Annotated in this window: 13 protein-coding genes; all 13 read left to right on the top strand. The window is 41.4% G+C overall.

Annotation, left to right across the window (positions count from 1 at the left end):
- Positions 1-491: PhoH family protein (locus AC29Z1_RS05500; protein ID WP_488270451.1), on the top strand; the 491-nt coding region annotated here is incomplete at its 5' end.
- A 50-nt stretch (positions 492-541) separates the two neighbouring features.
- A complete protein-coding gene (locus tag AC29Z1_RS05495) occupies positions 542-2,725 on the top strand; it encodes an HD family phosphohydrolase (protein ID WP_488270454.1) in 2,184 nt (727 codons plus the stop codon).
- Positions 2,676-3,146, top strand: a complete 471-nt coding sequence (ybeY, locus tag AC29Z1_RS05490) for an rRNA maturation RNase YbeY (protein ID WP_488270453.1) — start codon at positions 2,676-2,678, stop codon at positions 3,144-3,146. Before AC29Z1_RS05495 ends, ybeY begins: the two co-directional genes overlap by 50 nt.
- The gene (locus AC29Z1_RS05485; RefSeq protein ID WP_488270450.1) at positions 3,140-3,484 is read left to right on the top strand and encodes a diacylglycerol kinase family protein; all 345 of its coding nucleotides are present in this window, start codon (positions 3,140-3,142) and stop codon (positions 3,482-3,484) included. The genes ybeY and AC29Z1_RS05485 overlap by 7 nt, the downstream gene beginning before the upstream one ends.
- A gap of 9 nt (positions 3,485-3,493) precedes the next feature.
- Complete coding sequence (locus tag AC29Z1_RS05480; protein ID WP_488270449.1) at positions 3,494-3,898, top strand: cytidine deaminase; 405 nt, start codon at positions 3,494-3,496, stop codon at positions 3,896-3,898.
- Positions 3,891-4,784 carry a GTPase Era gene (era, locus tag AC29Z1_RS05475; protein WP_488270448.1) on the top strand — a complete coding sequence of 298 codons (894 nt, stop codon included), beginning with the start codon at positions 3,891-3,893 and terminating at the stop codon, positions 4,782-4,784. The genes AC29Z1_RS05480 and era overlap by 8 nt, the downstream gene beginning before the upstream one ends.
- A 129-nt stretch (positions 4,785-4,913) precedes the next feature.
- A complete protein-coding gene (locus AC29Z1_RS05470; protein WP_488270447.1) occupies positions 4,914-5,495 on the top strand; it encodes a DUF502 domain-containing protein in 582 nt (193 codons plus the stop codon).
- 59 nt (positions 5,496-5,554) lie between these two features.
- The gene (locus AC29Z1_RS05465) at positions 5,555-6,847 is read left to right on the top strand and encodes a hemolysin family protein (protein ID WP_488270446.1); all 1,293 of its coding nucleotides are present in this window, start codon (positions 5,555-5,557) and stop codon (positions 6,845-6,847) included.
- Between the two features lie 62 nt (positions 6,848-6,909).
- Entirely contained in the window at positions 6,910-7,095 is a 186-nt protein-coding gene (locus AC29Z1_RS05460; protein WP_488270445.1) for a YqzL family protein, read from the top strand.
- Complete coding sequence (gene recO, locus AC29Z1_RS05455) at positions 7,086-7,829, top strand: DNA repair protein RecO (protein WP_488270444.1); 744 nt, start codon at positions 7,086-7,088, stop codon at positions 7,827-7,829. The genes AC29Z1_RS05460 and recO overlap by 10 nt, the downstream gene beginning before the upstream one ends.
- Positions 7,830-7,882: 53 nt before the next feature.
- Positions 7,883-8,326 (top strand): DUF4342 domain-containing protein, encoded by a 444-nt coding sequence (locus AC29Z1_RS05450; RefSeq protein WP_488270443.1) that lies wholly within the window; start codon positions 7,883-7,885, stop codon positions 8,324-8,326.
- A gap of 299 nt (positions 8,327-8,625) precedes the next feature.
- Positions 8,626-9,501: a glycine--tRNA ligase subunit alpha gene (gene glyQ / locus AC29Z1_RS05445; RefSeq protein WP_488270442.1), complete on the top strand. Its 876-nt coding sequence runs from the start codon at positions 8,626-8,628 to the stop codon at positions 9,499-9,501.
- A 3-nt stretch (positions 9,502-9,504) separates the two neighbouring features.
- On the top strand, positions 9,505-10,357 hold an 853-nt coding region (gene glyS, locus AC29Z1_RS05440; protein WP_488270441.1), incomplete at its 3' end, for a glycine--tRNA ligase subunit beta.

Genomic DNA, 10,357 nt, shown 5'->3' with positions numbered 1-10,357 from the left:
CAAGACCGGCAGTGGAAGCTGGTGAAAAACTTGGTTTTTTGCCCGGTGATCTCCAGGAAAAGGTAGATCCTTATTTACGACCGCTGTATGATGCAATGTTTGATATTCTTGGTGTAGAATGTGTACAAAAATATATGACAAAAAACATTATAGAGGTTGCACCTTTAGCGTATATGCGGGGTCGGACATTAGAGGATTCATTTATCATTTTGGATGAAGCGCAAAATACAACATCGGAACAGATGAAAATGTTTCTGACCAGAATGGGATTTGGCTCAAAAATGGTTATTACTGGTGATATAACACAAATTGATTTACCGGCAGGCGTGAAATCAGGTCTTAAGCATGCCCAAGCCGTACTTGCACATGTTCCTGGTATTGCACTTTGTACATTGGATGAAAGTGATGTAATAAGACATGAAATAGTCAGCCGAATCATTAAGGCTTATGAACAGTACGGTAAAAGTAAGAATATATTGAGCGCTGAGTAGAAATGCAGTAACGAATATTGGCAGCTCAATATTTGTCTGGAGTGAAAAAGATGATATCGGTTAACAACAGGTTGCGGAAACTGTTAGTTACGCCAGGAAGTATTTATGCCCGGCCATTAGTGCGGAGAATTCTGCTGTTTGTAGTATTTTTTGCGCTATATATGGCCTGTTTGTCAGCCGATTTTATTCCGGAAAAGGTATCGTTCCTCGAGGGGGAGGTAAGCGACAGGGACGTAATTGCACCACGGACTGTATCTTATGTCGATATAGCGAAAACCAAAAAACTTGAAATGGAAGTTCTGGCAAGTGTTGCCAATGTATATGACATGGATGTTTCCGTGATGGAAAAGGCTGAAGAGGATGTCAAAGCCATCTTTCGTTCAGCGCAAAGTGTTCTGACAGATAATACGCTGACCACGAATGAACAGAAACTGCAAAAATTAACCCAGGATTTACCAGTCAGTTTGTCAAGTGCCGTTATTAACGGTTTGATTAGTTTAGACAAGGAAGGGTTAGCAAAAACAGAAGAATATACGACTACGATATTGCGTAAATATCTACAACGCGGTATCAGAGATGATGACCTTGAGATTGCCAGAAAACAGGTGGTGCTAGAAGTCGAAGAACTAGGTTTGGATAAAAATGCCGAGGCCATCGTAGCTGGAATTGCTCAAACATTAATTAGACCTAATTTTATTTTAAATGTTCGCGAAACAGATAAACGTAAACAAACAGCATTGGCTAATATTGAGCCTGTTCGGGAAACAGTGAAAAAAGGCCAGGTTTTAGTTAGACGCGGCGATGTTGTAACAAGTGAACAAATTCATGTAATGGTAGAATTAGGTCTGTATGCCGGCAATGTCAACGGAGTTCGGATTTTTGGACTGGCTGTCTTTGTGCTTTTAATTATGGGAATCTCAATAGGTTATTTATATCAATTTGCGAAAAAGGTTCATGCTAACGATAAATATCTGATTTTACTTGGCCTGATCGTTTTAATTACGATGATAATGGCCAAAGTAGCCCATTATTATTCAGATTTTACTGCACCAGTTGCTGCTGGTGCTCTGCTGACGGCCATACTTATCGATGCGCGGGTCGGTTTGCTTGTAAGTGTAGTCATGGCTATGTTTTTTGGAGTTATTGTTGAACATGACTTAAGGGCAGTAACGGCTGCACTCATTGCTGGTATGACAGGGGTATACAGTGTTACCAAAATGGTTCATGGTTATAATCTAACTAAAGCAGGTATCGCCATCGCAGCGGTTAATTTTTTGGTGATAGGATCCTCTGGTCTTATTGAACAGCTTAACGGGAAAGAAGTATTGCTGCAAGGATTACAGGGGGCTGTTGGCGGGATAGTTTCTGCTGTTATTACGATCGGGCTTTCGCCATATTTGGAAAATGCCTTTAATATTACTACGCCTATTAAGCTTTTGGATTTAGCTAAACCTAACCATCCGTTATTACAACGCCTGCTTTTAGAGGCCCCAGGAACCTATCACCATAGTGTAATTGTTGGCAACCTAGCAGAAACCGCTGCAGTTACTGTGGGGGCCGATCCGGTTGTTGTCCGAGTTGGAGCATATTATCATGATATTGGTAAAACCAAAAGACCGTTTTTCTTTATTGAAAACCAGCCAGGTAATGAAAATCCACATGACAAAATTGCTCCTTCGTTGAGCACATTGATTATTACTTCTCACGTTAAAGATGGCATCGATTTGTGCCGGGAATATAAACTTCCGCAACCAATAATAGATATTGTTCAGCAGCATCATGGAACAACCTTAGTATCCTATTTTTACAGACGGGCAACAGAACACGAACATGGTGAGTCTGTTGTTGAAGAAGATTTTCGCTATGAAGGGCCGACACCACAGACTAAGGAGGCAGCACTAATTATGCTGGCCGATGCCTGCGAAGCGGCAGTGCGGTCAATTAGTAAACCAACCGTTAACCGGATTGAATCTACTGTTCGTAAAATTATCCGAGAAAGATTGCATGATGGTCAACTTGATGACTGCAATCTTACTTTAAAAGATCTTAACATAATTGGCGATGTCTATATCCGATTATTGTCAAGCATGTTTCATAACCGTATCGAATATCCTGAAGCTTTGAAAGAGCTTGAGAGGGGAAAAAACAAAAATGGAAATAATACTAAACAACTTGCAGAAAAAACTGACGATAACTCCGGAGATGGAGCACAGACTGATTCAAGTCTTGAATAAAACGGCTGAAGTGTATGGTTTGGAACCTCAGACGGAAGTCAGTGTAGTGTTGGTCGATGATGAATATATCCACCAACTTAACTTACAATACCGGGGTAAGGATATGCCAACTGATGTATTGTCTTTTGCCATGAATGAGCAACGTGCAGATATTTATGAACCGGATATTAACCAAGTTCCGGAAGACATTGAGATATTGCTAGGGGATATTATTATTTCGCTTGAGACTGCTGCCCGGCAGGCTGCAGAATATGGACACAGCCTAGAACGGGAATTGGCATATTTAACAGTACATGGCATGCTGCATCTCTTGGGCTACGATCACGAAGAAGAAGAGGATAAGCGAGAGATGCGTCAAGAGGAAGAATATGTTTTGTCACTTTTGGGCATTACTCGTGACCCGTCGTTGCCGGTATGCTGATAACCGCGTTTAAGCATGCGATTGCCGGTATAATATATTGTATACGCAAAGAACGCAATATGAAGATTCATCTACTGGCAGCGCTAATTGTTCTTGGAGCAGCCTGGAAATGCGAACTTAGCCATATTGAATTAGCGGTTTTATTTATTACAATTGCTGCAGTAATTGCTGCTGAAATAGTAAATACAGCGCTTGAGGCTCTTGTCGATAAAGTATCGCCCGAGTTTCACCCGTTGGCTAAAGTAGCCAAAGATGCCGCTGCTGGAGCTGTGCTGGTGCAGGCGCTATCTGCTATAGGTGTTGGTTATGTTTTATTTTGGGACAAATTGTTTAAATAGGTGAGAGAGATGAAAGAATTGATAGCGGCTGCTGTCAAGGCCAGGGAACAGGCGTATGTACCCTATTCAAACTTTAAGGTGGGTGCCGCAGTATTAGGAAAAAGCGGAAAGATTTTTGCGGGGTGTAATATTGAAAACGCTTCTTATGGTTTATCAATTTGTGCCGAGCGTACAGCTATTTTCAAGGCTATATCTGAAGGAGAGAAGGAACTTACTACCATAGCTGTTGTAGCCGATACTCCTGGGCCTGTATCGCCCTGTGGTGCCTGTCGACAGGTTATGACTGAATTCGGTATTAACCAAATTATTTTAATGAATCTCAAAGGAGATCGAAAAGAAGTTAACATCAACGAACTTTTGCCCTTTAGTTTTGTCAAAAGTGATTTTTATAGCGATGGTGATAAACATGAATGAAGATAAATTTAAATCAGGTTTTGTAGCTGTTATTGGGCGACCGAATGTCGGCAAGTCAACACTCATGAATAATTTAATTGGTCAAAAAGTGGCCATCATGTCTGATAAACCACAAACAACCAGAAACAAAATCATGGGGGTGCTTACCCAGGAAGATGCTCAAATTATATTTATTGACACTCCGGGTATTCATAAGCCTAAACATAAGTTAGGCGAGTATATGGTTAAAGAAGCAGAAGGCTCGCTCCGCGAAGTTGATGTTATCCTATTTGTTGTTGACGCAACTGCTGAGATGGGAGCAGGAGAACGTTATATAATAAATAATCTGACTAATGCTCGCAGTCATGTAATTCTAGTTGTTAATAAAATTGATAAAATAGAAAAAAGCAAATTACTCCCGATAATAGAGAAATATACTTCAGCATTAGCTTTTGCTGCTGTTGTTCCGATTTCAGCACTTGAGCAGACTAACTTTGATGGTCTGATTGCCGAAATTAAGAAGTTTCTTGAACCAGGACCGCAATATTATCCAGAAGATATGATTACTGATCAGCCGGAACGTTTGGTTATTGCCGAACTAATTCGGGAGAAAGTACTGCATTTAACACAGGATGAGATTCCCCATGCTATTCTTGTTGATGTTGAAGAAATAATTACCAGACCAAATGAAGATTTATATGTCAGAGCCGTTATTTATGTAGAACGTGAATCACAAAAGGGCATCGTGATTGGTGCAGGCGGGCGCTTATTGAAAGAGATTGGGAGATTGGCGCGAGCTGATATTGAAAGCTTATTAGGATCCAAAGTCTACCTTGATCTATGGGTCAAGGTAAAAAAAGACTGGCGTAATCGTGTAAATGTATTAAAAAGTTTTGGTTTCCAATAAAAAAAAACGAATAATGAAATGTAATGACCTTTTTGACGGCTGCCGCTTGCGGTGGCTTGTTTTGTCTATAAGATATACTTATTGACCATTGCGCTGGTTAATGGTATCATTTGTAAGGAGAGGTGAATTATGAAGTGGGTTTCTAAATATTTTATTAATGGATTAATTCTCATAGTACCTATTGCAATCACGGCGTTTGTGGTTATAAATATTTTTTCATTTACTGACCGTCTGCTAGGGAAGTATTTGCCGATTCATTTTCCCGGTGTGGCTCTGATTGTTGTGGTACTTTTAATCGTTCTCGTAGGTTGGTTGTCCTCCCATTGGCTGTTAAAAAAAGTAATAGGTTATGGTGAGCGGTTATTAGGTTCAATTCCTATTGTTAAGTTTATATATAATAGTGTAAAACAATTATCAACGGCAGTATTTGAATCTCAAAAACTTTTGAAAAATGCGGTTTTAGTACCTTATCCACATCCAGGAGTCAAGTCACTAGGGTTTGTAATGCCCGAACTATCTGCACCGTTAGCAGAAAAATTTGAGGAAGAACATGTTTGTGTGTTCATTCCCATGAGTTTAAACCTAACTTCTGGATTTAATATTATCATCCCCAGACGGGACATAATACCTATAGATGTAACCAGCGAAAGTGCATTGCAATATGTTATTACTGCCGGTGCTATTATGCCGCGCAGTAATGATTCCAAATAACTAGGGAGAGATGCTTTATCGATTCGCCTTTATTCAGTTTTATAAAACTGGCGGCCATCTTGTTTTTGGTTGTAGCTAATGCTTTCTTTGTGGTAGCTAAATTTTCTCTGACGAAAATTCGTAAAACCAGGCTGGAAGAACTCGCTCACCAAGGCAATGGTCGGGCTACTATAGCTTTAAAGATCGTAAACTCATCGGACACGTACTTAGGAGCAGCCCAACTGGGAATTAGCATGACAACACTAGCATTGGGCTGGGTAGGTGAACCAGCCATATCATCATTGATCGGACCCTTGCTGACCAATTATTTTGCAGTTTCGGATTGGCTGGTTTCTACAATAAGTTTTGTCATAAGTTTTATTATCATTATTTTTCTCCATATTGTTTTGGGAGAGCTTTTGCCGAAATCCGTGGCGATTCAGTATTCAGAAAGTCTGGCATTAGCCTGCGCTTGGCCGCTACACATTTTTCGCAAAACAGGGTATCCTATTATTGTACTGTGCAATCAAGCAGCCAAGTCGATTTTGGGGCTTATGGGGATTAAACCTGCAAATCAAGCTGACTTGACGCATACGGAAGAAGAACTACGCATGCTTGTAAGCGCCAGTCATCGCGGTGGCGTGCTCGACCAAATGGAAAGTGAATTAATTGACAATGTCTTTGATTTTGCTGACCGTCTGGCGCGCGAAATTATGGTGCCGCGCCAGGATATGATTTGCTTATATGTAGAGGATTCGTTTGAAGAAAATATGCGAGTGGTTAGAGATACAGGTCATACTAGATATCCACTCTGTTCAGAGGATAAGGATCATATCATTGGTATGATTCACATTCGAGATTTAATGGATTATAACTTGACGGCAAATAATAAAAAAGATCTTACTGCCATTATGCGCGAAATTTTGGTGGTGCCTGAAAGCATGTCAGTCGCTCATTTATTGCAAGTCATGCGTCGCAAGCGTACTCATTTAGCTATTGTTGCTGATGAATATGGAGGTACCGCTGGGCTGGTTGCACTGGAAGATGTGATTGAAGAAATTGTTGGCGATATTCAGGATGAACATGATACTGTTGAAGATGTTGAAATTCAATGTTTGCCTGATGGTAGTTATGAATTTGATGGTGGAGTACTTTTAGATGATGTAACAGAACTTTTAAATATTCGATTGGATGATCATGAGGAAGATACCCTTGGCGGCTATATCTTTGGTATATTGGGGCGTCGTCCTGAAATAGGAGATAAGGTTGAGATTGGTGACTATTCTTTTGAGGTGTTGAAGGTCAACGGTTTTAGAATCGTGCGAGTAAAGGCTGTGCCGCTTGTGCCGCTGAAAGCAGTAGCACAAGCGTAGCAATAAATAGCATGTTGTGGCTAGTCCTGCTTGTCAATATTAGTGTGAAGGGATGATGTCGAATGTTATTACGGGAAACCATGTGGGAGATTTTTTCCTGTACCGGTAATATCGATGCTTACCTTGCCTATCGCGCCTGTCAAGAATGTCACAGCAAGACCAGTGTATCAGCGGATGAATCCACAGAACCGATAGTTTTGCCAGATGCTTATCCAAATTATATATTACGTGAGGTTAGATGGCAGTAGAATATCAAACAGAAGCCATTCTGTTGGCGGCTCGCGATTGGAGCGTCGCCGACAGGATGGTCACTTTATTTTCACGTGAATATGGAATTGTAACCGCTATGGCTTATGGCGCCCGTAAGCCGAAAAGCAAACTAGGTGGTAGCCTTCAACCGTTTACTCATCTGTATTTGGTAATGAGTGACGGGAATGGTATGGATGTAGTAAAACAATGTGAAACACAAACTGCTTTTCGGGAACTCAGAGAAGATTTGACAAGATGGGCCTACGCGAATTTTATCGCAGAATTAGTAACAGGATTATGGCCTCAACGACAATCTGAGACGATGGCCTATGACACATTATTAGCAACTTTGCGCTTGCTTACTATTCGCAATCCACGCATTACGGCCCTGACTGGTGCATGGCGTTTATTAGGTTTAGCTGGTTTTCAACCTGAGTATAAACATTGTGTACAATGTGGCAAATCATTACATTTCCCGGCTAAGTTTAGTTTTTCTGCTGGTGGTAGTATGTGTGCTGAGTGCAGTCTGCCTACTGAACCTATGTTTGAACAGGCAGACCAGAGATTCTTAGACCAGTTATCTGCCATTGATTTAGATAATCCTGGTCAATTTACCGTTCAGGCCAGAACATTGGCAAATGCGGAACGTTTGCTTTATGGTTTTGTATGTCACCAATTGGAGCGTCCTTTAAAATCCCTGGAATTTATTCAGCGTATTAACTCCTTGCGTTAAGAATAACTTTGCGTTAATGGGGGATGCTATACAAAACGACTGGGGGAGTAGACATGGACATTACTTTGAGTAAAATCGATCTGATACGTGAACGAACTGGCGTTTCTTATCGGCAAGCCAAAGAAGCTTTGGAACGTCATGAAGGAAATGTAATAGACGCTCTAATTGAGCTTGAAGATCAAAGCAAAGCAGAGTCCAAATGGACTGAAGAATTTTCGGTTCGATCAACCGAAGTCATTGAGAAAGTCAAAGAACTTATTCGTGAAGGTAATGTGAACAAAATACGCGTTAAACACGACGGCAGGGTATTGGCTGAGATACCGGTAGCGTTAGGTGCTATTGGTGCTGTAGTGTTACCACAATTAGCTGCATTAGGTGTGTTAGTCGCTGTATTCAAACGTTGTACCATTGAAGTTGTACGCCAAGAACCAGAAAATGTGGCTAACAATGATGAGGCTGCGGTTGCCAAACCGGATTTTTCTAAAGATACGTTTTAGTATTTGACAAACTATGGGACATTTGATATTATCCTGATAGAAGTATAAAGATGGCAATGCGGGAAATAAGTAACCTTACCATGCAGCGAACCAGGGAGGGTGTAAGCCTGGTATTATCAAGGTGAAAGGCATTCCCAAGCCGCAGGAGGAAATCGTAAGAGAGTAAAACCTGCAATACGATTAAGGTGGGGCGAGTTTAGTCGCTCAATCAGGGTGGAACCGCGGGAATAACATCTCGTCCCTGTAACTTGATAAAGTTACTGGGACAAGATGTTTTTATTTTTATAGGAGGGAATTTTATGACATTCCAGGAGATAATCCTGACATTACAGAATTTTTGGGCAGAACAAAATTGTATAATCCAGCAGCCTTATGATGTGGAAAAGGGAGCAGGAACCATGAATCCGGCGACATTTTTGCGGGCGCTTGGACCTGAGCCATGGAATGTGGCGTATGTTGAACCATCACGCCGTCCGGCTGACGGACGCTATGGAGATAATCCCAATCGTTTATTTCAGCATCATCAATATCAAGTCATTATGAAGCCTTCACCGGCGAATATTCAAGAATTGTATTTGGCTAGTTTAGCCAAGCTGGGAATTGATCCAGCCAAACATGACATCCGGTTTGTTGAAGATAACTGGGAATCCCCTACTTTGGGTGCATGGGGCTTAGGCTGGGAAGTCTGGCTAGATGGTATGGAAATTACTCAGTTTACCTATTTTCAACAAGTAGGCAGTATTGACGTTAAACCCGTATCAGTAGAAATAACCTATGGCCTGGAACGTTTGGCTATGTATATTCAAGGTAAAGAAAATGTTTTTGATATTGAATGGGTAAATGGCATTACCTATGGTGATGTATTTCACCGCAATGAAGTGGAACACTCGCACTATAATTTTGAAATCGCTGATACTGAGCTACTCTTTAATTTGTTTGATCTTTATGAAAAAGAAGCAATCCGGGTTGTTGAACTAGGATATGTGCTTCCGGCGTATGACTATGTGTTAAAATGTTCCCATACTTTTAATCTGCTAGATGCCCGTGGCGCCATTAGTGTTAGCGAACGTACCGCTTTTATCGGCAGAGTGCGGAATCTGGCCCGTTTGTGTGCACAAGGTTATTTGGAGCAGCGTGAAAAGCTAGGCTATCCGCTCCTAAAGGGAGGCAAATAAGCCATGACTAAAGATTTACTTTTAGAAATTGGAACAGAAGAAATTCCTGCAAAATTTATGCCAGGGGCTTTAACGCAGTTGGAAAATACAACCAAAGCCAAACTCGCCGAACTTAGAATCAGTCATGGCGAGATCAAAGCTGTCGGTACGCCGCGGCGTTTAGCTGTGATAGTAAGAGAAGTTGCTGCCACTCAAACAGACAAGCATAGTGAAAATAAAGGACCGTCGGTGAAAATAGCATTTGCTGAAGATGGCACGCCGACGAAAGCAGCTTTGGGATTTGCCCGGGGACAGGGCGTCGATCCTGCGGCGTTAGTTGTCAAAGATGGTTATGTATATGCCGTTATTCAGGAAGCAGGGCGTCAGACGAAAGAACTATTACCTGGAATTTTAACTGATATTATTACTCATTTGTCGTTCCCCAAAAGTATGCGCTGGGGTGATCTGGATATTCGTTTCGCTCGTCCTATTCGCTGGGTAGTAGCATTGTTTGGCAATGAAGTGGTGCCTTTTACTCTACCAGGAGTAACTTCTGGCAATATTACTCGTGGTCACCGTTTCCTAGGCAAGGCCGAAATTACAGTCAATTCGGTAGAAGAGTACTTCTCACGGCTTGCTGAAAACTATGTTATGGTTGACCCGGATGTGCGTAGCCGTGTAATCAGAGAACAAATTGAAAATTTGGCAGTAAGTCGGGGAGGAACTGCGAATATTGATGAAGAATTGCTGGAAGAAGTAGTTCATCTGGTAGAGTACCCGACAGCGTTATGCGGTAGTTTTGAAGAAAAATATCTCAGTCTGCCGCCGGAAGCCATTATTACCCCTATGCGAGAGCATCAACGGTATTTTCCTGTAA

Source organism: Sporomusa sp. (genome assembly GCF_057736855.1).
The sequence above is the reverse complement of the archived record's forward strand: the minus strand, read 5'-3'. Positions and strand labels throughout refer to the sequence as shown.

Bases quoted from the DNA above. Each gene is read 5' to 3' on its own strand.
- AC29Z1_RS05450 (WP_488270443.1), top strand. From the start codon at position 7,883: ATGGACATTACTTTGAGTAAAATCGATCTGATACGTGAACGAACTGGC.
- AC29Z1_RS05480 (WP_488270449.1), top strand. From the start codon at position 3,494: ATGAAAGAATTGATAGCGGCTGCTGTCAAGGCCAGGGAACAGGCGTAT.
- era (WP_488270448.1), top strand. From the start codon at position 3,891: ATGAATGAAGATAAATTTAAATCAGGTTTTGTAGCTGTTATTGGGCGA.
- AC29Z1_RS05495 (WP_488270454.1), top strand. From the start codon at position 542: ATGATATCGGTTAACAACAGGTTGCGGAAACTGTTAGTTACGCCAGGA.
- AC29Z1_RS05460 (WP_488270445.1), top strand. From the start codon at position 6,910: ATGTTATTACGGGAAACCATGTGGGAGATTTTTTCCTGTACCGGTAAT.
- recO (WP_488270444.1), top strand. From the start codon at position 7,086: ATGGCAGTAGAATATCAAACAGAAGCCATTCTGTTGGCGGCTCGCGAT.
- AC29Z1_RS05470 (WP_488270447.1), top strand. From the start codon at position 4,914: ATGAAGTGGGTTTCTAAATATTTTATTAATGGATTAATTCTCATAGTA.
- glyQ (WP_488270442.1), top strand. From the start codon at position 8,626: ATGACATTCCAGGAGATAATCCTGACATTACAGAATTTTTGGGCAGAA.
- AC29Z1_RS05485 (WP_488270450.1), top strand. From the start codon at position 3,140: ATGCTGATAACCGCGTTTAAGCATGCGATTGCCGGTATAATATATTGT.